The sequence below is a fragment of the Shinella zoogloeoides genome (genome assembly GCF_020883495.1).
GTDB classification, from domain to species: domain Bacteria; phylum Pseudomonadota; class Alphaproteobacteria; order Rhizobiales; family Rhizobiaceae; genus Shinella; species Shinella zoogloeoides.
On sequence record NZ_CP086610.1, the window covers coordinates 1,786,138 to 1,812,334 of the forward strand.

The following is a 26,197-nucleotide window of genomic DNA, read 5'->3' on the forward strand; positions in this document are numbered from 1 at the left end:
TGCCTTCGCCGGGGACACGGGAGTTTCATTCTGCGTGGCGGCGGCGCCTATCCGATTAAAAGACGGCGCAAAATGGGCATGAATCGCAAACTATGGTTAACGGCTGAAAAATCGCCATTTTCTCAGGTTTTCCATCGCGATACAGATTCGGCCGATTTTAACTTCCTGTTAAGTTTCGGGCGAAGGGAGATGGCAATGAATTGTGTGATACAGGCTAATGTGTCACTACGATACGACCGGATACTCCCGGTGGATAAGCCGTGGGCGGAGATACACCGCTTCGCCTTTTCGGTCTATCGAGCGAATTTGGAATGAACGGCGGCCCGGACGCTGCTTGCCATGAGGGTATGCAGCAAGACCGGCCACCAACCGGACGGTTCGAATGCGCCCGAGCAGCGGCGGCGCGCATGAAGCCCGATCCCGGACATGGTAACGAGGCGTATCCGCATGGCGACGAACAAGTCCACCGAGTCGATCGACGAGAAGGCCTTCCAGGCCCTTGAAGAAGCACTGAAAATCGACTTCGACGATCTGGTGCCGGAAACGCCTCCCAAGAAGGATGCTTCGGAGGCCCGCGTGTCTGAGCCAGCAAGCCGCATTCCAAACAAGACGCAGGAAAAGCCGGCCGGCCAGCCCGCATCCGGCGAGACCCCGCGCAGCCTGAACCCGGAACCCGCCCCCAAGGCGCCGGCCTTCACCCCGGCCAATGACGGCGCGCGCAAGACGCCGGCGGCGATCCTGAAATCGCTCGACATGCGCTCCTCGCGCGGCCCCATCCGCATGGCGATCCTCGCCTCCGTTCTCTGGGTCATCGGCGGCCTCGGCGTCGCGAACCTGCTTTATGCGCCGCAGATCTGGCAGATCCGCTCGGTGGCGAACCTTGTCGCCCTGCCTGGCGCCATCGGCATGCTCGTCGCCATCCTCATGCCCATCATGCTCTTCTTCGCCTTCGCGGTGATGATCGCGCGCGCCCATGAACTGCGCAGCGCCGCCCGCTCCATGGCCGAAGTCGCCCTGCGCCTTTCCGAGCCGGAGACCGTCGCCAGCGACCGCATCATGTCGGTCGGCCAGGCCGTTCGCCGCGAAGTCTCGGCCATGAACGAAGGCATCGAGCGCACCATCGCCCGCGCCACCGAACTCGAGACCCTCGTGCATTCGGAAGTCAACGCGCTGGAACGCAGCTATTCCGACAACGAGATGCGCGTGCGCACGCTCGTTCAGGAACTCGGCTCCGAGCGCGAGGCGATCGTCAGCCATGCCGAGCGCATCCGCTCTTCCATTTCCGGCGCGCATGAACAGCTCAAGGACGAGCTGGCGAGTGCCGGCGACAGCATCACCGCGCGCATCGCGACCTCGGGCGAGGCCTTCGCCTCCATGCTCGACACGCGCGCCGCCTTGCTGATGGAACAGTCCGACAGCGCGACGCAGACCATCGGCGCCATGCTTTCGGCCCGCACCGACAGCCTGCTCTCCACGCTCAGCTCCTCGGGCGTGGCGCTCGCCAACGAATTCGACAACCGTCTCGATCTCCTGACCAAGAGCCTCGATTCCCGCGGCCGCGACCTGCTTCAGCAGTTCGAGACGCGCGCCTCCTCGCTCGACACCAACACGGAAAAGCTGAACGCGGCGCTCAACGAACGCGCCAAGCAGCTCAACGAGACGCTGATCGCCCGCACCCGCGAGATCAGCGAAAGCCTGTCCATCGGCCAGCAGGCCGTGACCGGCGGGCTCGATCATGTGCTCCAGTCGATGAACGCCGCGCTCGACGAAAAGGGCGCGCAGTTCCGCCAGAGCCTCAAGAACGCCGCCGACGACACGGTCATGGACCTCGACCTGCGCTCCGGCTTCTTCGACGAACGCATGCAGGCCACCGTCGGCCAGATCGCCAGCGCCTTCGACCAGCGCGTGGAAGAGTTCGCGCAGGCCTTCGACCAGCGCGCCGGCTCGCTCGACTCCAAGCTGATGGAGAGCCTTGCCCGCATCAACGAAACGGTCGCCAGCGGCCATGACTCGATCGACGGCATCCTGACCTCCAGCATCGACCGCCTCGGCAACACGCTCACCGACCAGTCCTTCGCGCTGGCGACGACGCTCGCCACCAGCCAGGAAGTGCTGGAACACGCCGTTTCCGGCCATGCCGATGCGATCAGCAACGCCGTTGGCGGCGCGCATGAGCGCATGGGTGCGATCCTGACCGAAAAGTCCGCAGCCCTGCTCGGCGGCCTCGCCGATGTCCAGAACCGCATCGAAAGCGGCTTTGGCGTGCGGGCGGAAGCCCTGGCGGAAAGCGTTTCCGGCAGCGAGCGCCGTCTGGTGGAAGCGCTGGATTCGCGCGGCACGGCCATCGCCACCGATATTCAGGCCGCACAGGCCCGCATGGAAGAAGCGCTCGGCGCCCGCGCCGACGAGATCACCTCCACCATCGCGGCCAGCCACAACCGCCTCGACAGCGCGCTCACCGAGCGCACCGCCGCCCTTTCGGCCATGCTGAACGAGACCGGCAGCCAGCTCGAAGAGTCGGTCGGCACGGCGGCGAACCGCGTCGAGACCGCGCTGACGGGTGCCGCCCGCCAGATCGATGAGGTCATCACCGGCCGCACGGCCAACCTTGCCTCGGTGCTTTCCAACAGCGCCGGCTCCATGCAGTCGGCCATCGATTTCGCCGCCAACCGCGTCGAAAGCGTGCTGACCGAAGGCAGCCAGCAGCTTGGCGGCGTCCTGCACGGCCAGGCCGCCGAATTCGCCGACGCCTTCTCCGGCCGCGCCGCCGGCATCGCCGAAGCCCTGTCCGGCCGCGCCTCGGAGCTTGCCGGCTCGCTCGTCTCCACCCATGAGCAGATCCGCGCGACGCTCGACGACCGCATCAACGCGATCAACGTCGCCATCGCCGAAGGCCGCAACCAGCTTACCGAAACGCTCAACGATCAGGCGACCTCCATCGGCACCTCGATCGCCACCAGCGCCGGCATGCTGGAAATGTCGCTGGAGCAGCACGAGGAAGCCCTTCGCCGCACCATCGACGGCAGCGCCGCCCTTCTCGATCAGCGCGTGCGCGAAAGCGCCGGGGCCGTGGCCGAGCGCCTCGGCGAGACCACCGCGCAGATCGCGGAAGCGGCAAACGCCTTCGGCACGCGCATGGAACAGACCGTCGACAGCGTCGCGAGCCGCTTCGACACGACGGGCAGCAAGCTGGAAGAAAACCTCGGCAAGCTGGAAGCCCGTATCGAGCACAGCGTCGAGCATGTCTCCGGCATCGTCGACACCGCCGCCTCGCGCATTTCCGACACGCTTTCCGAGCGCCTGACCGAAATCGACCGCGTGGGCAGCGACGTGTCGCTGCGCGTCTCCGACGCCCTCTCCCGCCCGATCGCCGAAGTCGACCGCATCGGCGACGAGACGACCGCCCGCATCGCGGCGGCGCTTGCCGGCCGTGTCGGCGATATCGAGCGCATTAGCGCGAATGCCGCCGACCGTATCGAAGGCGCGCTTTCCGGCCGTCTGGACGATATCGAACGCGTCAGCGCCGCCGCGGCGGATCGCATCGAAGGCACGCTGTCCAGCCGCCTTGGCGATATCGAGCGGGTAACCGGCAATGCCGCCGAGCGCATCGACGGCACCCTCGCCAACCGCGCCGGCCAGATCGAACGTCTTGCCGAAGAAGCGGCCGAACGTATCGATGGCGCTCTTGCGAACCGCACCAGCCATATCGCCCGCGTCACCGGGGAAGCCGCCGAGCGCATCGACGGCACGCTTGCCAGCCGCGCCGGCGACATCGAGCGCCTTTCCGGCGAGGCCGCCGACCGTATCGCCGCGACCATCGACGAGAAGACCGGCCGCATCGAGGAACGCCTCGGCACGATGGACCGGGCGCTCACCATCGGTCTCGACAGCGTGAACCGCACCATCGACGGCAAGGCCGCCGGCCTTGCCCAGACGCTGCGCGACGCCGTCTCGCAGGCCGCCCAGGACATGGACGCCGAGGCGATCCGCTCGGCCCAGTCGCTCGCCAAGACCGGCGAGGAATTCGCCAGCCTCTCCACCTCCCTGCGCGGCGCGGTTTCCCGCGCGGCCCAGGAAATGGGTGTCGAAGCCCAGCGCGCCGCCGAGAACATCGCCAAGACCGGCGAGGAATTCGCGGAGAACCTGTCGGCCCGCAACGAAGCCTTCACCCGCGCCGTCGAGGAGACCACCTCCTCCGCCGTCGCCCGCTTCGCGGAGACGGAAGGCCGCCTCGCCAGCCAGGCGCAGTCCCTGCACACCGGCCTCGGCGATGCCGAGAAAGCGCTGGAAGCGCGCGGCGCTTCCATCCGCTCGGCCCTCGACGACCGCACGCGCGAACTCAACTCCATGCTGGCCAGCCGCACGGAAGAACTGTCGCGCCTCATCAACGAGGAAGCCCGCCCGGTCATCGAGGACTACGCCGCCGCCGGCCGCGAAGCCGCCGACCGCATCACCGGCGTCGCCCGCGACAGCGCCGAACGCCTGCGCAACGAGAACGCCGCGCTCATCAACGCGATCTCCGCCCGCACGGCCGACACGCTCGCCGCCATTTCCGCCCGCACGGAGGAAGCCGCCGGCGCGATGCAGGCCATCGAAACCGGCCTGCAGGCCAATGTCGAAAGCTTGATCGCCCGCCTTTCGGACAGCAACGGCGCGATTGCCGGCATGGTCGATGCGGCGAGCCAAACGCTCGGCGCCATCGACGGCCGCCTGACCTCGACGGCCGAGCGCTTCTCCACTTCCGCCGAGCGCGCCTCCGACATGGTCGCGACCACCTCGCGCCTGCTGGAAGGCAAGGTCGACCGCCTCTCCGACATCTCCGCCGGCACGCTCTCGCAGATCGGCGGCATCGTCGGCCGCTTCGAGGACCACTCGAAGATCCTGTCGCAGGCCTCCGACCTCCTCGCCGCCGCCCAGTCGAACCTCGTTTCGACGCTGGAAGAGCGGCAGGACGCGCTGCGTTCGCTCTCCATCGGCCTCGTCCAGCGTTCGGAAGAGATCGAGAAGACCATGCAGTCGCTGGAAGGCATGGTCGAAGGCGCCTTCAGCCGCGCCGAAGAGCGTTCGAACCTGATCGCCGGCAACCTGCGCGGCGGCATCCAGTCGTCCTTCGCCGAAGTCGGCCGCATTCTCGGCGAGACCGAGAAGCGCGCGGAAGTCGCGGCCACGACGCTGCGCGACCAGCTCGTCAAGGCCGGCGAGGAAGCGGGCCAGTCCGTCGAGGGCGCCTTCGTGCGCGCCGAAGAGCGGACCAAGGAAGTGGCGAGCCGCCTGCGCGGCAGCGTCGGCGCCTCGCTCTCCGATGTCGACCGCCTGCTTTCCGAATCCGGCCAGAAGTCCGAAACCGCCACCGCCGCCATGCGCGATGCGATGCGCGAGGCCGTCGAGGAAGCCATCGGCAAGTTCTCCGGCGCGACCGAGGAAATCCGCCGCGCCGCCGGCGAGATCCGCAAGGAACTCGACCAGACGCGCGGCGAACTGAAGCGCAGCGCCTTCGACCTGCCGGAAGAAGCCAAGGAAAACGCCGCCCAGATGCGCCGCGCCGTCAGCGAGCAGATCAAGGCCCTTCAGGACCTCTCCGACATCATCGGCAAGTCCTCGTCGGCGCTGGAAGTCTCCCGCCCCGTCGCGCAGGCCGCCGCAGCACAGGTCGCCCAGGCGATCCAGCCGGTGCAGCAGCAGCCCCGCATCGAACCGCGCCGCGAGGAGCAGACGCCGCTGCGCGGCAGCCTCGGCCTCGAGCGTGCGGCCGCCGCCACCGTGCCGCAGCGCACGCAGCCTGTGCCCGCCGAGGCCGAAGCCAAGGCGGCCGGCGAAGGCGGCTGGATGCGCGACCTCCTGCGCGGCGCAGTTTCGCGTGAGGAAGCCCAATTCGGTCAGCCGCGCAGCGAAGGCCAGGCTGCCCGCCCGGCCGACAACCGCAACCCCCGCCACGTCGTCGAATCGCTGAACTCGCTGTCCGTCGATATCGCCCGCGCCATCGATCACGATGCCTCGGTCGACCTGTGGCGCCGCTACCAGCGCGGCGAGCGCGACGTCTTCACACGCCGCCTCTACACGCTGAAGGGCCAGCAGACCTTCGACGAGATCAAGCGCAAATACGAGCGTGAGCCGGAGTTCCGCACCGCCGTCGACCGCTACATCTCGGACTTCGAGAAGCTGCTCGCCGACGTTGCCCGCAACGACCGCGACAAGGTGATGACGCAGACCTACCTCACGTCGGATACCGGCAAGGTCTACACCATGCTGGCCCATGCCGCCGGCCGCTTCAACTGAGCGGTGAGGCAACCGGAATGACGAAACGGCCGCCCCACGGGCGGCCGTTTTGCTTTTCCATCACCCACTTTTGAACGGCCGGAACCTTAAAAACCGGGAGCACAGCCTCTATATGCTTTCCAACGCGTCGCATGACGTATGGGAAGAGAGAAGAATATGATTTTGATACAGGGGTTTGGCCGCGTTCTTGCAATGCTGGCGGTCGCGGTCGTGATGATGATGACGGTGGTGGACGTGGCCGAGGCCCGCCGCGCCGGGGGCGGCTTCGGCAGCCGTGGCACCCGCACCTTCTCGACGCCGTCCACGACGCGCACCGCCCCGACCGACGCCCAGCCCATCGACCGTACCATGACGCGCCAGCAGTCGGCCCAGCCCTCCGCCAGCCGCAACACGACGGCCAACACGCCCCGGCCCGGCCTCTTCAACGGCTTCGGCGGCCGGCTTCTCGGCGGCCTGATGCTCGGCGGTCTCGTCGGCATGCTGCTCGGCTACGGCCTTGGCGGCGGCGTCGGCTTCCTCGGCCTGCTCCTGCAGATCGCGCTGATCGCCGGTCTCTTCATGGTCCTGCGCCGCATGTTCGCGCAGAAGAACGCCCCGGCCTATGCCGGCGTGCCCTCTTCCGCCCGCAGCGCGCAGGACAATAACGGCACGCCCGGTTTCCAGATTCCGCGCATCGGCAGCGGCAGCCGCCAGCCGGCGGCCCAGTCCAAACCCGGTGACGAGATCGGCATCCAGCCGGCCGACCTCGATCAGTTCGAAAGCATGCTGAAGGAACTCCAGGCCGCCTATGCGGCGGAGGATTTCCGCACGCTGCGCCAGATCACGACGCCCGAGGCCATGTCCTATCTGGCGGAAGAGATCGGCGACAACGCCACGCAGGGCCTGCGCAACGAGGTGCGCGACATCCACCTCGTCCAAGGCGATGTTGCCGAGGCCTGGCGCGAGGGTGCGGACGAATACGCCACCGTCGCCCTGCGCTACGAAAGCATCGACGTGATGCGTGACCGCGCGACCGGCAAGCCCGTTTCCGGCGATCCGGACACGCTCACGGAAGCCGTCGAGGTCTGGACTTTCCTGCGCAGGAATGGCGGCGAGTGGAAGGTTTCGGCCATCCAGGGCGTCCAAGCCGGCTGACGGCAGGCGTCAGCCCCTCATCCGCGACCGCGATCTTCTCCCCGCTTGCGGGGAGAAGGAAACGTCGGCGATGTTTTCCCGTGACTGAAGAAAAGCCACGCGGCTATGCCTCTTCGCCCCGCTTACAGGGAGAAGACCGAACGAGAGGCTTTTCCTGATCAGATGGCCTTCAGCGTCCAGCCGACGATATCGGCCGTGACGTTGGCGAAGGCCGCGTCCAGTGCGTTCACGAAGGCCGCATTGCTGGAGCCTGCAACCGGCGCCGTCGCGCGGAACACCTTCTGCGCCCGCACCGTGCCGTTGCGGTCGTTCAGGAGCTTCGCCGAAATCACGACGACCGCCGTATCCGCGCCCGAGGTCTGCACCTCGAAGGAGCGGATATCCGTAACGATCTGGTAGTCGATCGCCAGCCCCTGCCCCGGCATGCCGACGCCGCCGAGACGGCCAGTATTCTCGAAGGCCTGCACGAGCTTGGCCTGCACCATCTTGGTCAGGCTGTCCCCCCATTGCGACTGGGCGAGATACTGGATTTCGGACGGCGACGTGCGGATGACGATCTGGTCGCTGTCGAGCGACTTCAGCGCGGAAGGCTGCGGCACGAGGATCTGGCGGTTCTTTGCCGAAGGCCCTTCCAGCGAGGCGGCGGCCGAGAGGCTGAACGTATCGTTCTTGGCCGGAGCGCTGCCGCAGGCAGCAAGCGTTGCAGCCAGAACGGCGATGAGAGCGGCGCGCGCCACGGTCCCGTTCCGCAACAACTCCATATCCGATACCGTCATTTCATCCTCAAACCATGGGAATCGATGTGTAGCAGCGGCACGGCACGCTGTCACGGCTGCATTCGCGCCCGGATGCTGCCCTGCCGGCGGTTGTGGACCCTGGGCCACACCTTCGCCCGTCAGCGCCGGGTCCGGCCGTCATATTGCTTGACCGTATCGCCCCCGAACAGGAGGCGCTGCGGATTGCGCTCGAAGCCGGAAATGGCGGTGTCGAGATTCTGGATCGTCCGGCGCGTATCCAGCACCAGCGCCTCGACATCGCGCAGGCCCGAGCCGGAGAAGCGCTGGAGCCCGTCGGCAATCGGCCCGATGCGGCCGTTGAGCGTATCCGCCGCCTGCCGGATCGATTGCAGCGTCGCCTTGGCCTCGGCGAAGAGCGATTCGGAATCGCCCTCGCCCAGGAAGCCGTCGAGCTTGGCGAGCACGCCGTCGACACGCGTGGAGGCCGCGTTCAGCTTGCCGCTCATGTCACGGACATCGGTGATGATCTGGTCGATATCCTCCTGCCGCGCGCCGATCCGGTCGGCGACGCCGGTGATGGAGGCGACGGCCTTGCGGGCATCGGCGGTGGCGACGGAAATGTTGTCGATGGCGCCGCTGACCTTCTGCGTATCGACCGCCGCCATCAGGCCGTCCACCTTGTCGAGCGTCGCGGTCGCCTGCTTGCCGAAGGCATCGAAGGTCTCGGCCGTCTTGCGGAAGCCCTCGACGGTCGTCTTCACCTCGCCCGAGGCGTCGGCAATGTCCCTGCTGACCTTGTCGACATTGCCGACGAAGTCCTCGACCTTCTTCGGATCGACCGCCTTGATCAGCGCGTCGACGGAGGCGAGCGTGGAATCCAGCCGGCCGGAAAGGGCCGTGAACGTATCCGAAAGCGCGCCGACGCTCTTCAGGAACTCGTCGATATTCTCGCCGTTGCGGGCGAGCGAGCCGGAGAATTTCTCGGCATTCTGGATGGTGTTGGTGAGCGGGCCGCGCGCATCGGCGACAAAGCCCTGGATATCGGTGATCGCCGCATCGGCGCGCTTGAGGATCTTGTCGGCGGTCGAAAGGATGTTCGTCACGCTCGATTGCTGCGCCTGCAGCGTGGCGAAGGTCTCATTGTCGAAGGCTTCGCGCAGGATGTTCGGATCGCCCGCATTGCCGCCGCCAAGCTCGATATAGGCCGCGCCCGTCAGGCCCTGCACTTCCAGCACGGCCGAGGTGGACTGCTTGACCGGCGCGGTGGTGGAGACCTCCGTCATGGCGACGGAGAAGCGCGGGTCCTTCGAATCGATGGCGAGACTGCGCACGGAGCCGACCGGAATGCCGTTGAAGCGCACGGGCGAGCCGACGGAAAGGCCGTTCGCCGAGCCGGGAATGCGGATCACGAGCTGAGCCATGTCGCCGCCGCGGCCGTATTGCGTCATCCAGTAGACGAAGACGAAGGCCGCCGCCATGACCAGCACGGTGAAGAAGCCGACGAGGGCGTAGTTGGCTTTCGTTTCCATGCGTCCATCCTGCCGCAGTTCTATCCGCCGGGGCCGTCAGGTCCCGGTTGTTCCTTACGTCTTCCGCACGATCGACCGTGCCCGCTTGCCCCGGAAATAGGACTGCACCCACGGGTCGTCGAAGGCCAGCATGTCCTCGATCGTGCCTTCGACCAGAACCTTCTTCTGCCCGAGCACGGCGATGCGGTCGCACACCGAAAACAGGCTGTCGAGGTCGTGAGTCACCATATACACGGTGAGGCCCAGAGTGTCGCGCAGTTTGGCGATCAGCTCGTCGAATTCCGCCGCGCCGATGGGGTCGAGGCCGGAGGTCGGCTCGTCGAGGAAGACCAGCGCCGGATCGAGCGCCAGCGCGCGCGCCAGCGCCGCGCGCTTGATCATGCCGCCTGAAAGCTCGGAGGGAAACTTGTCCGCCGCCTCGGGCGCAAGGCCCACCAGTTCGATCTTGAGGCGGGCCAACTCGTCCATCATCGCCTGCGGCAGGTCGAGATATTCGCGCATCGGCACCTGGATGTTCTCCTTCACCGTGAGCGAGGAAAACAGCGCGCCGTGCTGGAAGAGCACGCCGAGCTTCATGTCGAGCGCCAGCCGTTCGGCTTCCGAGGCCTTGTCGAAATCCTTGCCGAAGATGCCGATGCTGCCGGCGCGGCGCGGCAGCAGGCGCAGCACCGTGCGCATCAGCACCGACTTGCCGGTGCCGGACGCGCCGACAAAGCCGAGGATTTCGCCGCGATAGATATCGAGGTTCAGCCTGTCGAGGACGATGTTGCTGCCGAAGCCGACCGTCAGGTCCTTGACCGAGAGCACCACGTCATCCTGTTTTACCGGATCCATGTCTGCCCCTAGAAGTCGATTGCGGCGTAGAAGATGGCGAAGAGGCCATCCACCAGGATGACGACAAAGATCGACTTCACCACCGAGGACGTGACGTGCCGGCCGAGCGATTCGGCGCTGCCGCCCACCTTCAGCCCCTCCACCGAGGCGACGATGCCGATGATGAGCGCCATGAAGGGCGCCTTGATCATGCCCGAGACGATGGTGGAAAGGTCGATGGCCTCGCGAAGGCGCGACTGGAACGTATCGAAGGTGATGCCGGAATAGGCCCAGGCGACGACGGCCGCGCCGCCGAGCGCCGCGAAATTGGCGATGATCGTCAGAAGCGGCAGCGCCACCGTCAGCGCCACGAGCCGGGGGAAGACGAGCACGCCGATGGGGCTGAGGCCCATGACCTTCAGCGCATCGATCTCCTCGCGCATCTTCATCGAGCCGATTTCGGCCGTGATGGCGCTGCCGGAGCGGCCGGCGATCATGATCGCGGTCAGGAGCACGCCGATTTCACGCAACTGGAGAATGCCGACGAGGTCGACGACGAAGACTTCCGCCCCGAAATAGCGGAGCTGGAACGCGCCCTGCTGGGCGATGATCGCGCCGATGAGGAAGGACATCAGGAGGATGATCGGCACGGCGCGAACGCCCATATGGTCGATCTGGTGTACGATGGCGGCCGGCGAAACGCCGCTCCTGCGCCCGAGCTTCAATTGCGCCCCACGCACCGCCGAGCCGAGAATGAACATGGCCGCGACCGCGTCGTCCCAGATATCGATCGTGACGCGGCCGACCGGCGCGAAGATGCGCTCGAACGGCGTGCCGCGCGGCGGCCTGGCCACGCGCGGCTCCGCCAGCTTTTCCGGCAGCGCCGCGATGAGGTCGGCATAGCGCGCACCCTCGCGGTCGGTGACGCTCACCTGCGCGCCGCCCGCCTGCCGCTCGGTGATCGCCCGGCGCAGCAGCCATGCGCCCGCCGTGTCCATCTCGCTCACGCCGCTGAGGTCGATTTCGAGAGCACCGCCTCGCCCGCCCGCCATCGCGGCAAGGCGCTTGCCGGCGGCCACGGCGGTCGTGTTCACCCACAGGCCGGAGAGACGCCAGATCTCCCCGCCGTTGCCCGGCAGGCTCTCGCTGATGATTTCGGCTGTGGGGCTGGCGGCGGCGGTCAAGTCTCTTGCATCTTCCCGTGCTTGGGACAACATGCGCCTGTCTTACCGGCTTGCCGGCCGTCTGTCACCGAACGAACGGCCAAATGCCGCCTCCCGCCGCGAAATTTCCCTCGAAATTTTCCGGGCCTTTCAGGATCGATCCCATGCGCCGCACCCTCGCCGCCACCGCCGAAAGCTTCCCGATTGCCGGGTCCTTCACCATTTCGCGGGGCGCGAAAACGACGGCGGAGGTGGTGACCTGCACCATCGGCGCATCGGGCCGGAGCGGCCGGGGCGAATGCGTGCCCTATGCCCGCTACGGCGAATCGGTCGCCGGCGTTCTGGCTGCCATCGAGGGCATGCGCGGCGCCGTCGAGGACGGTATCGGCCGCGAGGACCTGGCCCGGTCGATGCCGGCCGGCGCGGCGCGAAACGCCATCGACTGCGCGCTCTGGGACCTAGAGGCCAAGCTTTCCGGCGTGCCGACCGCACAGGTCGTCAACGCCGCCGCCCCGCAAAAACTCGTCACCGCCTACACGCTTTCGCTCGGCGAAGCCGAGGCGATGCAGCGCCAGGCGGCGGAAAACGCCTGGCGGCCGTTGCTGAAGGTCAAGGTCGGCACGCCCGACGACGCCGCGCGCATCCGCGCCGTGCGGGCCGGTGCGCCGCAAAGCGCGATCATCCTCGATGCCAATGAGGGCTGGACGGCGGAAAACCTCGCCTACCACTTCGCGCTCTGCGCCGAGGCGCGCATCGCCCTTGTCGAGCAGCCGCTTCCGGCCGGCGACGATTCGGCGCTGCGCGACCATGCCCGCCCCATCCCCGTCTGCGCGGACGAAAGCGTACACCGCAGCGAGGACGTGGCGAAACTCGCCGACCGCTACGACGCGATCAACATCAAGCTCGACAAGGCCGGCGGGCTGACGGAGGCGCTGGCGCTGCGCGAAGCGGCGCGCGAACACGGCCTGAAGATCATGGTCGGCTGCATGGTCGGCACGTCGCTGGGCATGGCCCCGGCGGTGCTTCTGGCGCAGGGCGCCGATTTCGTCGATCTCGACGGCCCGCTGCTGCTCGCCCGCGACCGCGACCCCGGCCTGCGCTACGAAGGTTCGGACGTCTATCCGCCGGACGCCGCGCTCTGGGGCTGAGCGCCCACGGGCGGCGCGACCAGCCGCCCGGCGATCACGCAGGCAAGCCCCGCCGCGGCGATGACCGACATCAGATAGAAACCGTCGACGCCGTACCAGTTGAAGGCATAGCCCGAGACGAAGGTGGCGACCGCCATGAACATGCCGGTGTAGAAGAAATAGAGGCCCTGCGCCGCCGCCTCCTGCTCCTCCGCGACACGCTCCACCAGCTTGCTCTGCACGCTGACATGCAGGATGCCGAAGGTGAAGGCGTGCAGGCATTGCAGCGCGAAATAGCCGGCGAAAGGCATGTCGAGCGGGAAGACCAGCCAGCGACCGACCGCCACCGTGCTACCGAAGATCATCATGGACCAGAGATTGAAGCGCCGTTTCAGCCGGAGCGCGAAGACGAAGAGAATCACTTCCGCCAGAACCCCCACGCTCCAGAGGATACCGATATCCGTGCCGCTGAAGCCCGCGTCGCGCCAGTAGATCACGGAGAAGGCGTAGAGCATGGCGTGGCTCGCATTGACCAGCGAGACGCCGATCAGCATGAGCTGCACATCGCGCTGCCGCAGCGTGCTCGCGGCCGGCATGGTGGCCATGGCCGCGATGGGCGACGGCCGGCGCGGCCGGCCGATCTTCGGCACGATGAAGGCGCCCAGCACCGTCAGCGAGAAGGCCGCCGCCATGGCCGGCAGCACCATGGCCCCGCCATAGAGACCGGCAAGCCACCCGCCGATCATCGTGGCGACGATGAAGGCGAGCGAGCCCCACAGCCGCATCCGGCTGTAATCGATGTTCCAGCGCCGAACGCCTGAAAGCGCAATGGCGTCGGTGATCGGCACATAGGGCGAATAGACCGCGCATTGCAGCGTGTAGAGCAAGAGAACCGGCCAGAACCCCTTGATGCCGAAGAAGAGCAGCGCCGTCAGCAGCGACAGCACGCCCGACCACAGAAGCACGATGGAGCGCTCGCCGAGCCGGTCCGCGATGGTGCCCGCCACGGGCGCGGTGAAGACGCGCACGAACATCGGCAAGGCCAGAACGATGCCGATCTGCGAATCGTTCATCGACAGGGTTTCGAGCCAGATCGGAAAGAACGGCAGGGCGATGCCGTTGACCATCATCGGCGCGCAGAAGACGAGAGCGATGCGCGCGGCGAAATACGGCGGCGCGCCGGTGGTCATCATGGACCCGGAAGGGGCTGTCATTGGCGGGGAACCTGCGTTGGAACGCCCTCCGCTCTATCACGCCGATGTACGTACGCCAATGCGCTATTTCTGCCGGGTGGCGACAATGATCACGGAGCGTCGCGGCTCATGCCGCCTCCGCGTCCACAGGCTCGCGGACGTCGACGGCAAGCTCCCGGCGCGATACGGGCAACATCTCGACCGGAGCCGACGCCATCCGCTGCCAGGTGATCAGTTCCATCGTGCCGTCATGGTGCTCGGCAATCGCCGTGCAGCTTTCCACCCAGTCGCCGCTGTTGATGTAGCGGATGCCGTCGATCTCGGTGATCACGGCATGGTGGATATGGCCGCAGATCACGCCGTCGGCGCCATTGCGGCGCGCCTCCTCGGCGACGACCTTCTGGAATTCGCCGATGAAGTTCACGGCCGTCTTCACCTGCTGCTTGGCCCAGGAGGAGAAGGACCAGTAGGGCAGCCCGAGCTTGCGGCGAATGGCGGCGAAGACCACGTTGATGGCGATGGCCGCGTCATAGGCCCAGTCGCCGAGATAGGCGACGATGCGGGCGTGGCGCACCACGACGTCGAATTCGTCGCCATGCAGCACGAGGTAGCGCCTGCCGTCCGCCGCCTCGTGGATGATGCGTTCGGCCACCTCGACGCCGCCGAAATGCATGCCGGGGAAATCGCGCAGGAACTCGTCGTGGTTGCCGGGAATGTAGATGATGCGCGTGCCCTTGCGGGCCTTGCGCAGCAGTTTCTGCGTCACGTCGTTGAAGGCCTGCGGCCAGTACCAGTTTCGCTTCAGTCGCCAGCCATCGACGATGTCGCCGACAAGCACGATCGTCTCCGCCTCGTGATGCCGCAGGAAATCGATGAGGAATCCGGCTTTCGCGGCCCGCGATCCCAGATGCACGTCCGAGATGAACAGCGTGCGGAAATGGCGGATATCGGGGCTGGCGGGGGTCACGGTCATGCGTCGGTCTCTCCGGGGAACCGGCCGTCGCGACCATCGTCGCAACGGGCGGCTTTCACCCCGTTGAAAACCAGAGTCCTGTTTCAGATTGATGACACACCTATGCATTTTTCGACCGCAAATAGGCATTGCACAGTCCGTCGATTGCGGCTTTATGGAAGGTTCCGGAAACTTCACGTCGCGGCGGTTTCGTGCCACGAAAAGCCGCGGCGAAAACAGCATATGGCAGGAACATCATGAGCACGGGTGACAAATCGCGGACGCATAACGGCCCCGTAAGCGGCGATATCGACCAGCAGGCCCTCTTCTTCCACCGTCACCCCCGCCCCGGCAAGCTCGAAATCAACCCGACCAAGCCGCTCGGCAACCAGCGCGACCTCGCGCTCGCCTATTCGCCGGGCGTCGCCGCCCCCTGTCTCGCCATCCGCGACGATCCGAACACCGCCGCCGACTACACGGCGCGCGCCAATCTCGTGGCCGTCGTCTCCAACGGCACGGCCGTTCTCGGCCTCGGCAATATCGGCCCCCTCGCCTCCAAGCCGGTGATGGAAGGCAAGGCCGTCCTCTTCAAGAAGTTCGCCGGCATCGACGTCTTCGACATCGAGATCGACTCGCCGACCGTCGACCAGATGGTGGATGTCATTTCCGCGCTGGAACCCACCTTCGGCGGCATCAACCTGGAAGACATCAAGGCGCCGGAATGCTTCGAGGTGGAGCGTCGGCTGCGCGAGAAGATGGATATCCCCGTCTTCCACGACGACCAGCACGGCACGGCGATCATCGTCGCGGCGGCGGTGCTGAACGGCCTGGAGCTTGCCGGCAAGGCGCTTTCCGACGCCAAGATCGTCGCTTCCGGCGCGGGCGCTGCCGCGCTCGCCTGCCTCAACCAGCTCGTTTCCCTCGGCGCGAAGGTCGAGAACATCTGGGTCCATGACATCGAGGGCCTCGTCTACAAGGGCCGCGAGGCGCTGATGGACCAGTGGAAGGCCATCTACGCCCAGGAAACCGACAAGCGCGCGCTGTCCGAATCCATCGACGGCGCGGACGTCTTCCTCGGCCTTTCGGCCGCCGGCGTGCTGAAGCCCGAGCTTCTGACCCGCATGGCGGAAAGGCCGCTGATCCTGGCGCTCGCCAACCCGACGCCGGAAATCATGCCCGAGGAGGCGCGCGCCGTCCGTCCGGACGCCATGATCTGCACCGGCCGCTCGGACTTCCCCAACCAGGTCAACAACGTCCTCTGCTTCCCCTACATCTTCCGCGGCGCGCTCGATTGCGGCGCGCGCACCATCAACGAGGAGATGAAGATGGCGGCGGTGCGGGCGATTGCCGGCCTTGCCCGCGAGGAAGTCTCCGACGTCGCGGCCCGCGCCTATTCGGGCGACACGCCGAGCTTCGGCCCGAACTACCTGATCCCCTCGCCCTTCGACCAGCGCCTCATCCTGCGCATCGCGCCGGCTGTCGCGCGCGCGGCCGCCGAAACGGGCGTCGCGACCCGCCCGATCAGCGATTTCGACGCCTATCTCGACCAGCTCAACCGCTTCGTCTGGCGCTCCGGCTTCATCATGAAGCCGATCTTCGCCGCCGCGAAGAAGGCCGAGAAGAAGCGCGTCATCTTCGCCGAGGGCGAGGACGAGCGCGTGCTGCGCGCCGCGCAGGTGCTTCTCGAAGAGCAGATCGCCAAGCCGATCCTCATCGGCCGCCCGCAGATCATCGAGACGCGCCTCAAGCGCTACGGCCTGCGCGTGCGCCCGAATGTCGATTTCGAAGTGGTCAACCCGGACGACGATCCGCGCTACCGCGACTATGTCGACGATTACTTCCGCATCGTCGGCCGCAAGGGCGTCAACCCGGAAGCGGCGCGCACCATCGTGCGTACCAACCAGACGGTCATCGGCGCGCTCGCCGTCAAGCGCGGCGAGGCCGACGCGCTGATCTGCGGCGTCGAAGGGCGCTATGCCCGGCACCTGCGCGATGTCAGCCAGATCATCGGCAAGAAGCCCGGCGTGCTGGACTTCTCCGGCCTCAGCCTGCTGATCTCCCAGCGCGGCGCGACCTTCTTCACCGACACCTATGTGACCATCGACCCGACGGCCGAGGAAATCGCCGAGATGACGATCATGGCGGCGCAGGAAATCCGCCGCTTCGGCATCACGCCGCGCGCCGCCCTCGTCTCGCATTCGAACTTCGGCTCGCGCGATTCCGAGAGCGCCTACAAAATGCGCAAGGCGATGGAACTGGTGCGCGAGGTCGACCCGACGCTGGAAGCGGATGGCGAAATGCACGGCGACGCCGCCATTTCCGAGGCCCTGCGCCAGCGCGTGATGCCGGATTCGACGCTGACGGGCGAAGCCAACCTGCTTGTCTTCCCCAATCTCGATGCGGCCAATATCACCCTCGGCGTGGTCAAGACCATGACGGACAGCCTGCATGTCGGCCCGATCCTGCTCGGTGCGGCTCTGCCGGCCCACATCCTGTCGCCCTCCGCCACCTCGCGCGGCGTGGTCAACATGGCCGCCCTCGCGGTGGTGGAAGCCTCCTATCCCGTCGGCCCGGTCTGAGCCGGACGGACAGAAACGGAAGGGCGGGCCATTGGCCCGCCCTTTTTCATTGCGCTGAAAGCTCCAGCCGCCGCGTAACGCCGACCGCCTCCAGGAACGGTTCGTCGTGGCTGACGACGAGGAGCGCGCCGTCATAGGCCCTGAGCCCGGCCTCCACCGCCTCGATGGAATCGATGTCGAGATGGTTCGTCGGCTCGTCCAGGATGAGGAGCGGCGGCGGCGTTCCGCCGCCGAGCACACAGGCAAGCCCCGCGCGCAGGAGCTGCCCGCCGCTGAGGCTGCCGGCGACCTGAAGGGCGGCATCCGCCCGGAACATGAAACGCGCCAGCGCCGCCCGGCAGGCATTTTCGTCCGCGCCGGGGTTGATCCGCCGGAAGTTGTCGCGGATCGACTGCGCCGGATCGAGCAGGCTCACCCGCTGGTCCAGCACGGCGAAATCCGTGAAGCATCGCACGCTTCCTGCCCACGGCCGCAGCGCGCCGGTAACGAGCGCAAGAAACGTCGTCTTGCCCGAACCGTTCGGCCCGGTCACGGCCACCCGTTCCGGCCCGGTCATCGTGAACGAGAGATCGCGGATGACCGAGCGCTCCGGCAGGTAACCGGCCGTCACGCCCTCCATCTTCAGCACCGTCCGGCCGGGCGGCAGGTGCGTCGGCGGCACGGCGACGGTCAGCGGCTGGAGGACCTCGATGCGCTCGCGCGCCGAAGCCAGGGCCTCGTCCGCCTGCGCCTGCCGGCTTTCGGCAAGCCGCGCATTCGCGCCGCTCGTCGCTTCGGCGCGCCGTTTCATTCCGCCCAGCACGATGCGCGGCAGGTCGCCACGCGCCTTCTTGCGGCGTCCGGCGCTGTCCTTGTGCGCCTTCCGCTCGGCAACGGCCTGCATGGTCCGCGCCACCTCCGCGGCGTGCTTTTCGGCGTCGGCGAGATCGCGATGGGCCGCCGAGAGTTCCAGCCGCTTGCGCTCGCGATAGGCGCTCCAGTTGCCGCCGTAGCGCGTCGCGCCCAGCGTCGTCAGCTCCACGATGGCGTCCATGGTTTCCAGCAGCTCGCGGTCGTGGCTGACGACGACGGCCCCTGCCCGCCAGCCGGCGAGCATGTCGATGACCGCCCGCCGCCCGTCCCGGTCGAGATTGTTCGTCGGCTCGTCGAGCAGCAGGAAATCCGGCGCGCGGAAGACGAGCGCGGCGAGCGCCGCGCGGGTGCGCTGCCCGCCGGAAAGCGCGGCAAGCGGCGTCTGCGCCTCCGCATCCAGCCCGACACGAGCGAGCGCCGCGGCAAGCCGGATTTCCAGCGTCCAGTCGGCTTCGGCCAGCTCGTCGCCCGCCGCCTCGCCCCGCTCGGCGCGGCCAAGCAGCCCGAGCGCTTCGACGATGCCAAAGAGGCTGGCGACGGTTTCTTGCGGCCCGACCTGCACGCTCTGGCGCAACAGGCCGAGCGTGCCGTCGACGGCGATGGAGCCGGCCTGCGGCGAAAGCGCCCCGGTGACGAGCTTCAGCAATGTCGTCTTGCCGACGCCGTTGCGGCCGACAAGCCCGGCGCGCTCACTGCCGAAGGTCAGATCGAGATTGGAAAGGAGCGTGTGCCCGTCAGGCGTCGCCCAGGTGATCTTGGAAAGCGTGATGGAATGCGGCATGGATACGGAAGTCCCCGATGACAAAACGAAGTCGATTTGCGGTCGGGTTGAATTCCATGGCGCACCATCCGGTCGGCATTGACGATGGCCATTGTCTAGGCCCGAATAGCGGCGGCGACAAGGCGGAACGGGCCTTGCGCGTTAATCACAAATGCGGGAGCACGTTGCACTCCCCCCGATGCGGCCTATGATGGGGCATCGGACGGAATGTGCCGCCGACAGGTCAATCAGCCAGGGATCGAGGGATTTGAAGGCGCGCGCCCGACTTCTTTTCGCCATCGCCGCCGGCCTGCCCTTCCTTCTTTCAGGAGGAGTGGCGGCGGCAAGCGTCTGCGACAGTCTTCAGGCCCAGCTCGCGAACCTGCCCAAGGTCGTGGCGGACACGGGCAGCGCCCGCAAATATGCCAGCGCGATCGCGCGCCAGAACATCCAGCTCCGCAAGGCCAGAAGCGACCAGCGCCGCCTCGGCTGCTCGGCGGGCAGCATCGTGGTCGTCGGCGGCGAGAATGCCGATGCCTGCGCGACGCTCTCCTCCGTCATCGACAAGATGGAGCGCAATCTCCAGATTCTCGACAAGAAGCGCCGCGACTTTTCCAGCGGCGGCGGCCGCGACGACCGGCGCAGCCGCCTGCTCTCCCTGCTGGAAACCAAGGGCTGCAACGACCGGCCCGAAGTGCTGCCGGCAGCGGCGACGGAAACGCTGCGCACGCTCGACGACACGCGCACCCTGCCCCTCGGCGCCTCGCCGGACGGCAGCGGCATGCTGGAACTGCGCTCGCTCGGCGGCAGTGCCGGCCATGGCAACCTGCGCACGGTCTGCGTACGCACCTGCGACGGCGGCTTCTTCCCGATCTCCTCGGGCGCGACCCCGCTCGATTTCCGCCGCGACCAGAAGGTCTGCGCGATGATGTGCCCGGAAACGGAAACGCAGCTCTTCTACCAGTCCATGACGAACGGGCAGGAGACCGAGCAGATGACCTCCACGGTCACCGGCCGCTCCTATGCCGAGCTGCCGAACGCCTTCGCCTACCGCACGCGCGACCGCGCGAAGGCGGGGTCCTGCGGCTGTAACCTCACCGCCTATTACCAGGAGATGATCCGGCGCGAGAAGGCGGCCCGGGGTGAAGGCGGCGGAGAGACCAGCATCGGCCGCCAGCAGGAAAACGGCTCGGTGACCACCATCCGCGGCGCCACGCCGAAGAAGGACGAGGCCACGGCGAAGACGCCCGCCAAGGTGGAGGAACGCGTCTACGATCCGGCAAACAGCAAGGTGCGCACGGTCGGCCCCGCCTTCCTGCCGGAAAACGAATCCGCCATCGACCTCGGCCGCCCGGCCGATGCCGACGTCAACTGACCGGGTCGAAACCCGTCTTTCCCACGCAAGGGTCGTCGCTCAGGCCGCGCGCGAGGCCCGCGCCTCGATGATCTCCTCCATGCGCAGGTCTCCGGCATGGGCCGCGCGGTTGCGGCCGGCATTCTTGGCCGCGTAGAGCGCGGCATCGGCCATCACCATGACATCGTGCAGCGACTGGCCGTGATCGGGGAACTGCGCGATGCCGGCGCTGCCGCCGATCAGCAGAAGCTGGCCGTCATGGGCGATGGGGACCTGCGCATCGCGCACGAGGCCTTCCGCCAGCCCGACCAGACTTTCGCGACTGTGCTCGCCCGTCAGCAGCACGCAGAATTCATCGCCGCCGAACCGGGCCGCGCAGCCGCGCACGCCGATACGCTCGGCAAAGCGCCGCGCCACCGCCTGCAGAACGGCGTCGCCCGCCGCATGGCCGTGAAGGTCGTTGACGGCCTTGAACCTGTCGAGGTCGAGCGCGATGATCGCGAAGGACCCGCCTGCGCCCTCTTTCGCGACCTCGGCCGCCTTCTCGTCGAAGCCGCTGCGGTTGCGCAGCCCCGTCAGGGAATCGTGCCGGGCCAGAAACGCGTTGCGCGCCTCGCTGCGCTGGAGCGCCTTGACCAGCGCTGAAAAACGCAAGGTGCCGAAGAGCATGAGACCGGCGAAGACCAGCACGAACAGGCCGATCTGCGGCAGAGCCGATTTCCAGACGAAGGAGCCGGGCATGTTCGGCCGCCAGGAGGCCACCATGGGATTGTAGGCATCGCCGCCGACCGGCGTCATCGCCAGCCCCGGCGCCTCGGTCACGATGGGCGAGAAACTGAGGCCCTCCACGCCGAGGCGCTCTTCCGCATCGGCCAGCATCTTCTGCGAGATCGGCTTGACCGTGACGAGCAGCGTCGGCCGCAGGCGGTTCGCGGGAATGTAGCGCGTCCGCGGAATGACCGCCTGCACGACGACGATGCTCATCACCTTGTCGATGAGCCGGATGCCGGAAACGTGGATCGCGGGAAGCGCCGGGGTCAGCAGGTCCGGGTCCTCCCGCGCGCTCCTCACCTCCCATCCGCCCAGCGACGGCGCCAGCGCGGCGCGGTAGGCGACTTCGGCCTTGCGGGTAAGGTCGCTCACCCAGCGCAGCTTCTCGCGCGCCTCATGCTCGGAAACCTTCGCGCCGCGATGGACGCCAAGCACCTCCTCATGATCCGGCGTGGTGAAGATCATCCACGAAAAGCCGAAATCGGCCCACATCCAGTCGCGCAACTGGTCCCGCACGAAGATATCGCCCGGCATGCCGTGGGCCAGTTCCTTGAAGCTCTTGTCCCAGAAGGAAAGCTGGCTCTGATATTGCACCACCTGATCGATCTGGTGGCTGAAATCGTTGCGCACCAGCGTGCGCTCGGTCTCGATCACGAAACTGTCGGCCTGCTTGATGGCATGGTCGAGCACAAGGTAGTTGGCAGCGCCGAACAGGAGCACGATAAGCACGGCCGCCGCCCGGATCGTCCGCCCGAAACCGCGCCGCCGTATCGTCTGGCCTTCCCCCGCCTTGCCCGTCATCGTTTCCCCTGCAACCCCGGTCCCTTTCCGGGACTTGTTGAGGAGACGCTAACGGAGAGACGGCAAGATTGGCTTAAGCAGGCTGGTGAGCGAAAGCTTAATCGACACCGGAGCCGCCAATCTCCGCCGACGGCTATGCCATGACGATACGAAAAGGCGGCCTGCCAGCAATCGCCGGGGCCGCCTTTGCCTGTAACGATTAACGCGCCACTACCCCCGGTCACGATACCGATTGGTGATCGGGTAGCGGCGATCGCGGCCGAAATTCTTCCGCGTGATCTTCACGCCCGGAGCCGATTGGCGGCGCTTGTATTCGGCGATGTAGAGCAGGTGCTCGACCCGGTGGACGGTTGCCGCGTCATGGCCGCGCGCGACGATGTCCTCCGTGCTCATCTCCATCTCGACGAGGCATTCGAGGATGTCGTCGAGCACCGGATAGGGCGGCAGCGAATCCTGGTCCGTCTGGTTGGGGCGCAGTTCGGCGGAGGGGGCCTTGTCGATGATGTTCTGCGGGATCACCTCGCCGGTGGGGCCAAGCGCGGTCGGCGGCACATGCGCGTTGCGCCAGCGCGAGATCGCGTAGACCTGCATCTTGTAGAGGTCCTTGATCGGGTTGAAGCCGCCGTTCATGTCGCCGTAGAGCGTGGCGTAACCGACCGACATTTCCGACTTGTTGCCGGTCGTGACCACCATCGAACCGAACTTGTTGGAGATCGCCATCAGGATCGTGCCGCGCGCGCGGCTCTGCAGGTTCTCCTCGGTAATGCCCTCTCCCGTCCCCTCGAAAAGTTCGGAGAGCGAGGAGAGGAAGCCGGTCACCGGCGCCTCGATGGGCACGATGTCGTAGCGGCAGCCGAGGGCCTTGGCGCAATCGGCCGCGTCCTTCAGCGAATCCTTCGAGGTGTAGCGGTAAGGCAGCATGACGCAGCGCACCCGCTCCTCGCCCAGCGCATCGACCGCGATGGCCGCGCAGATCGCCGAGTCGATGCCGCCGGAAAGGCCGAGCACCACATTCTTGAAGCCGTTCTTGTTGACATAGTCGCGGAAGCCGAGAAGGCAGGCGCGGTAATCCGCCTCCTCCTTTTCCGGAATGCGCGACATCGGGCCGCCATCGCAGACCCAGCCCTCGGCGCGCTTCTTCCAGACGGTGAGCGCGATGGTCTCCTCGAACTGGCTCATCTGGAAGGCGAGCGACTTGTCGGCATTGAAGGCGAAGCTGGCGCCGTCGAAGACAAGTTCGTCCTGACCGCCGAGCTGGTTGGCGTAGAGCAGCGGCAGGCCGGTCTCGATGACCTGCTTCAGCGCCACCTGATGGCGGATATCCACCTTGCCGCGATAATAGGGCGAGCCGTTCGGCGACAGCAGGATTTCCGCGCCGCTTTCCGCCAGCGTCTCGCACACGCCGAGTTCGCCCCAGATATCCTCGCAGATCGGGATGCCGAGGCGGATGCCGCGGAAATTGACCGGCCCGGGCATAGCGCCCTGGTCGAAGACGCGCTTTTCGTCGAACTCGCCGTAATTCGGCAGATCAACCTTGTCGCGCACGGCGATCACCTTGCCGCCGTCGATCACGGCGACCGCGTTGTAGCGACCCGTCTCGTCCTGCCGCGGGAAGCCGATGATGACGCCGGGGCCGCCATCGGCCGTGTCGGCGGCAAGATCGTCGATGGCGCGGCGGCAGGCCTTCAGGAAAGCGGGTTTCAGAACGAGGTCTTCCGGCGGATAGCCGGAGATGAAGAGTTCCGTCAGGAGCAGCAGATCGGCGCCCTGCCCGGCGGCATCCTTGCGGGCGGCACGCGCCTTGGCAAGATTGCCGGAGACGTCGCCGACGATCGGGTTCAATTGCGCGACGGCGATGCGGAGTATCGCCTTTCCAGTGTCTGAAGCCATGTCTGCGGACCCGTTTTTCATCTCGTGTCCGCCTTCCCCGCGCGATGCTGTCGGGAAACGGCGAACGGTCGATACGCTCTTTAGAGCATGGCGGCCGCTTTGGGAATGAAGCGGCGGGCGATTGCGCGCGGTTTCGGCGAAAAGTCCCGTTTTTCAGCGGGTTCCCCGCACCATTGCCGCATTGCAACAGCGCGCGCCAAAGCACCGGGAGAACGGTTCAGAAACCGTTCATCTCCTGTTCAAGATGACATCCGTATGACAGAGACACGACAGTTTGATGAAGTTTGGAGAAGGCCTTGGCCCTGTTCGCTCCCGCAGCCGTGGCAATCGAAGCCAATGAAGGACTTGCCGTAGAGGCAGGCTTCCTCGCGCGTCATGCCAAGGCGCTCGCCGTCCTGCGCTCGCTCGCCGTCACCGGCGTGCTGGCCCTTGCGACGGTCATCGTGATCGAGCTGATCACGCGCGGCTCCGTGCAGCAGACCTATGCCTACCTGACCAATCGCGAACAGCCCGGCTGGACCACCACGGGCGTCTTCTTCCTGCTCTACCTCGCCATCGACGCGCTGATCGGCCGGCAGCACAAGGCCGTGCTGCTCGTTTCGCCCCTCGTCGTGCTGATGGGCGTCATCTCGCAGCAGAAGCAGGTCTTTCTCACCGACCCGCTCTACCCGACCGACCTGCTCTTCGGCCGCCAGATCCTCGAACTGATGCCCGTGCTGGTGCAGGACCGTCCGTGGACCGCCGCGGCGCTCGCCGTCGCCATCGTCGCCGCCGTCGTCGGCCTCGTCAGCCTGTGGGTCTTCGCCTGGCGCCGCTTCCGGCCGCTGACGACGAAGGAACGCCTGACGCGCCTTGCCGTCGCGCTGCCGCTGCTCGCCGGCTTCGCCTCCATCATGGACTACAACGAGTTCTCCTGGATGCGCGACCGCCTGAAGGTCTTCCCCATCATGTGGGACCAGGCGGAAAACTATCGCCATAACGGCTTCGTCATGGCCTTCGCCATCAACCTGCCGATGGCCAATGTGCAGGCTCCGGCCGGCTACATGCTCGACGCCATCGACAAGATTCCGTCCAAGCCCCTTCCGGCCGGCACGACGCACCGCTCCAAGCCCGACGTCATCGTCGTCATGAGCGAGTCGCTGTGGGACCCGACGCGCATCCAGAGCGTGAAGCTCTCCTCCGATCCGATGCCGGTCATCCGCGAAAATTCGGGCGGCAACGTCTTCTCGCCGGAATTCGGCGGCCTCACCGCCAATGTCGAATTCGAGGCGCTGACGGGCTTCTCCAACGCCTTCCTGCCGACGGGCAGCATTCCGTACCAGCAGTATGTGCGCAAGCCGATCCCCTCGCTCGCCACGTTCTTCCGCGCGGAAGGCTATACGGCGCGCGCCATCCATCCCTTCTCCGGCTGGTTCTGGAACCGTTCGAGCGTCTACAAGGCCTTCGGCTTCGAGACCTTCAAGGACGTCGACAAGATGCCGCCGCTGGCAAAGCGTGGCAACTTCACCTCGGACGAGGCGCTGACCAAGGAAATCATCCGTCAGGCCGACATGCAGGAAGACCCGTTCTTCTTCTTCACCGTCACCCTGCAGGGCCACGGCCCCTATGACGACGGCCGCTATGCGAAGACCGACGTCGCCGTCGACGGCAAGCTCGACGCCCGCGATAACCGTATGCTCGCAAGCTACGCCGAAGGTGTGAAGGAAGCCGACAGCAGCCTGAAGATGCTGATGGACTGGGCCAAGGAACGCGACCGCGAGACGATCATCGTCGTCTTCGGCGACCACCTGCCGCCGCTCAACACGGTCTACCGGAATTCCGGCTACATGAAGGGCATCACCGCCGCGCGCAAGGGTTCGGCCGAGCAGATGAAGAAGGAGCACGAGACCCCGCTCGTCATCTGGTCGAACAAGACCGGCGCGGAGAAGGACGTCGGCACGATCAGCCCGGCCTTCCTGTCCTATTACATCCTCAAGGAAGCCGGCTTCGAGCATCCCTACTACACCGGCTTCCTCGGCGCGGTGCATGACAAGCTGCGCGTCATCGACCGCTACATGCTGATCGACGCCAAGGGCGAGGCAACGGCCGAATGGTCGCGCAAGAAGACGATCGACCCGCTGGTGCGCGACTTCCGCTTCCTGCAGCACGACATCATGTTCGGCAAGCAGTACGGACTGGAACGCTTCTTCGACTCCCATGCGGAACTGATGTCGGCGGGCTACTGATTTTTGCGGGAACAGCGCTAGGTTAAGGGTCCGATTCGCGC

General features: G+C 66.5%; 15 protein-coding genes. 6 read left to right on the plus strand and 9 right to left on the minus strand.

The features are described 5' to 3' along the window. Window positions 1-447: 447 nt before the first annotated feature. Both K8M09_RS09055 and K8M09_RS09060 read left to right on the plus strand, forming a co-directional pair. The gene (locus K8M09_RS09055) at window positions 448-6,276 is read left to right on the plus strand and encodes an apolipoprotein A-IV repeat region-like domain-containing protein (RefSeq protein ID WP_160784415.1); all 5,829 of its coding nucleotides are present in this window, start codon (window positions 448-450) and stop codon (window positions 6,274-6,276) included. Window positions 6,277-6,432: 156 nt separating this feature from the next. After that, window positions 6,433-7,410, plus strand: coding sequence for a Tim44 domain-containing protein (locus tag K8M09_RS09060; RefSeq protein WP_160784416.1), 978 nt, complete (start codon window positions 6,433-6,435; stop codon window positions 7,408-7,410). A 158-nt stretch (window positions 7,411-7,568) separates the two neighbouring features. Here the strand turns inward: K8M09_RS09060 and K8M09_RS09065 are convergent, their stop codons facing one another. The 4 genes from K8M09_RS09065 to K8M09_RS09080 form a co-directional block, all read right to left on the minus strand. Continuing rightward, on the minus strand, window positions 7,569-8,186 hold the full coding sequence (locus tag K8M09_RS09065; protein WP_160784417.1) for an ABC-type transport auxiliary lipoprotein family protein: 618 nt from the start codon (window positions 8,184-8,186) through the stop codon (window positions 7,569-7,571). Between the two features lie 119 nt (window positions 8,187-8,305). Then, a complete protein-coding gene (locus tag K8M09_RS09070; protein WP_160784418.1) occupies window positions 8,306-9,676 on the minus strand; it encodes an MlaD family protein in 1,371 nt (456 codons plus the stop codon). Window positions 9,677-9,730: 54 nt separating this feature from the next. Beyond that, window positions 9,731-10,510 (minus strand): ABC transporter ATP-binding protein, encoded by a 780-nt coding sequence (locus tag K8M09_RS09075; protein ID WP_160784419.1) that lies wholly within the window; start codon window positions 10,508-10,510, stop codon window positions 9,731-9,733. Window positions 10,511-10,518: 8 nt separating this feature from the next. After that, a complete protein-coding gene (locus K8M09_RS09080) occupies window positions 10,519-11,673 on the minus strand; it encodes an MlaE family ABC transporter permease (protein ID WP_380734014.1) in 1,155 nt (384 codons plus the stop codon). Window positions 11,674-11,816: 143 nt separating this feature from the next. Here K8M09_RS09080 and dgcA point away from each other — a divergent pair, with 143 nt between their 5' ends. After that, on the plus strand, window positions 11,817-12,800 hold the full coding sequence (gene dgcA, locus K8M09_RS09085) for an N-acetyl-D-Glu racemase DgcA (protein ID WP_160784421.1): 984 nt from the start codon (window positions 11,817-11,819) through the stop codon (window positions 12,798-12,800). Here the strand turns inward: dgcA and K8M09_RS09090 are convergent. Together K8M09_RS09090 and K8M09_RS09095 are read right to left on the minus strand one after the other, a co-directional pair. Then, window positions 12,770-13,993, minus strand: a complete 1,224-nt coding sequence (locus K8M09_RS09090; protein WP_160784422.1) for an MFS transporter — start codon at window positions 13,991-13,993, stop codon at window positions 12,770-12,772. The genes dgcA and K8M09_RS09090 overlap by 31 nt on opposite strands. Before the next feature lie 106 nt (window positions 13,994-14,099). Next, window positions 14,100-14,945, minus strand: coding sequence for a UDP-2,3-diacylglucosamine diphosphatase (locus K8M09_RS09095; RefSeq protein WP_160784423.1), 846 nt, complete (start codon window positions 14,943-14,945; stop codon window positions 14,100-14,102). A gap of 236 nt (window positions 14,946-15,181) precedes the next feature. On the opposite strand from K8M09_RS09095, the gene K8M09_RS09100 reads away from it, so the two are divergent. Continuing rightward, window positions 15,182-17,503 carry an NADP-dependent malic enzyme gene (locus tag K8M09_RS09100; protein WP_160784424.1) on the plus strand — a complete coding sequence of 774 codons (2,322 nt, stop codon included), beginning with the start codon at window positions 15,182-15,184 and terminating at the stop codon, window positions 17,501-17,503. 46 nt (window positions 17,504-17,549) lie between these two features. Here the strand turns inward: K8M09_RS09100 and K8M09_RS09105 are convergent, their stop codons facing one another. Next, complete coding sequence (locus K8M09_RS09105; RefSeq protein ID WP_160784425.1) at window positions 17,550-19,136, minus strand: ABC-F family ATP-binding cassette domain-containing protein; 1,587 nt, start codon at window positions 19,134-19,136, stop codon at window positions 17,550-17,552. A 247-nt stretch (window positions 19,137-19,383) separates the two neighbouring features. Between K8M09_RS09105 and K8M09_RS09110 the strand changes: the two genes are divergently transcribed. Further along, window positions 19,384-20,490 carry a DUF2865 domain-containing protein gene (locus tag K8M09_RS09110; RefSeq protein ID WP_160784426.1) on the plus strand — a complete coding sequence of 369 codons (1,107 nt, stop codon included), beginning with the start codon at window positions 19,384-19,386 and terminating at the stop codon, window positions 20,488-20,490. Between the two features lie 39 nt (window positions 20,491-20,529). On the opposite strand, the gene K8M09_RS09115 is transcribed toward K8M09_RS09110, so the two are convergent. Together K8M09_RS09115 and K8M09_RS09120 are read right to left on the minus strand one after the other, a co-directional pair. Continuing rightward, window positions 20,530-22,041, minus strand: a complete 1,512-nt coding sequence (locus K8M09_RS09115; RefSeq protein WP_160784427.1) for a diguanylate cyclase domain-containing protein — start codon at window positions 22,039-22,041, stop codon at window positions 20,530-20,532. Window positions 22,042-22,251: 210 nt separating this feature from the next. After that, window positions 22,252-23,931, minus strand: coding sequence for an NAD+ synthase (locus K8M09_RS09120; protein ID WP_160784428.1), 1,680 nt, complete (start codon window positions 23,929-23,931; stop codon window positions 22,252-22,254). Window positions 23,932-24,251: 320 nt separating this feature from the next. Between K8M09_RS09120 and K8M09_RS09125 the strand changes: the two genes are divergently transcribed. Then, the gene (locus tag K8M09_RS09125) at window positions 24,252-26,156 is read left to right on the plus strand and encodes an LTA synthase family protein (RefSeq protein WP_160784590.1); all 1,905 of its coding nucleotides are present in this window, start codon (window positions 24,252-24,254) and stop codon (window positions 26,154-26,156) included. The last annotated feature ends 41 nt before the right edge of the window (window positions 26,157-26,197 follow it).

Excerpts from the sequence above, each read along its gene's own strand:
- K8M09_RS09075 (WP_160784419.1), bottom strand. The coding sequence starts at position 10,510 with ATGGATCCGGTAAAACAGGATGACGTGGTGCTCTCGGTCAAGGACCTG.
- K8M09_RS09115 (WP_160784427.1), bottom strand. The coding sequence starts at position 22,041 with ATGACGGGCAAGGCGGGGGAAGGCCAGACGATACGGCGGCGCGGTTTC.
- K8M09_RS09120 (WP_160784428.1), bottom strand. The coding sequence starts at position 23,931 with ATGGCTTCAGACACTGGAAAGGCGATACTCCGCATCGCCGTCGCGCAA.
- K8M09_RS09055 (WP_160784415.1), top strand. The coding sequence starts at position 448 with ATGGCGACGAACAAGTCCACCGAGTCGATCGACGAGAAGGCCTTCCAG.
- K8M09_RS09065 (WP_160784417.1), bottom strand. The coding sequence starts at position 8,186 with ATGACGGTATCGGATATGGAGTTGTTGCGGAACGGGACCGTGGCGCGC.
- K8M09_RS09060 (WP_160784416.1), top strand. The coding sequence starts at position 6,433 with ATGATTTTGATACAGGGGTTTGGCCGCGTTCTTGCAATGCTGGCGGTC.
- K8M09_RS09100 (WP_160784424.1), top strand. The coding sequence starts at position 15,182 with ATGAGCACGGGTGACAAATCGCGGACGCATAACGGCCCCGTAAGCGGC.
- K8M09_RS09095 (WP_160784423.1), bottom strand. The coding sequence starts at position 14,945 with ATGACCGTGACCCCCGCCAGCCCCGATATCCGCCATTTCCGCACGCTG.
- K8M09_RS09070 (WP_160784418.1), bottom strand. The coding sequence starts at position 9,676 with ATGGAAACGAAAGCCAACTACGCCCTCGTCGGCTTCTTCACCGTGCTG.
- K8M09_RS09090 (WP_160784422.1), bottom strand. The coding sequence starts at position 13,993 with ATGACAGCCCCTTCCGGGTCCATGATGACCACCGGCGCGCCGCCGTAT.
- K8M09_RS09105 (WP_160784425.1), bottom strand. The coding sequence starts at position 19,136 with ATGCCGCATTCCATCACGCTTTCCAAGATCACCTGGGCGACGCCTGAC.
- dgcA (WP_160784421.1), top strand. The coding sequence starts at position 11,817 with ATGCGCCGCACCCTCGCCGCCACCGCCGAAAGCTTCCCGATTGCCGGG.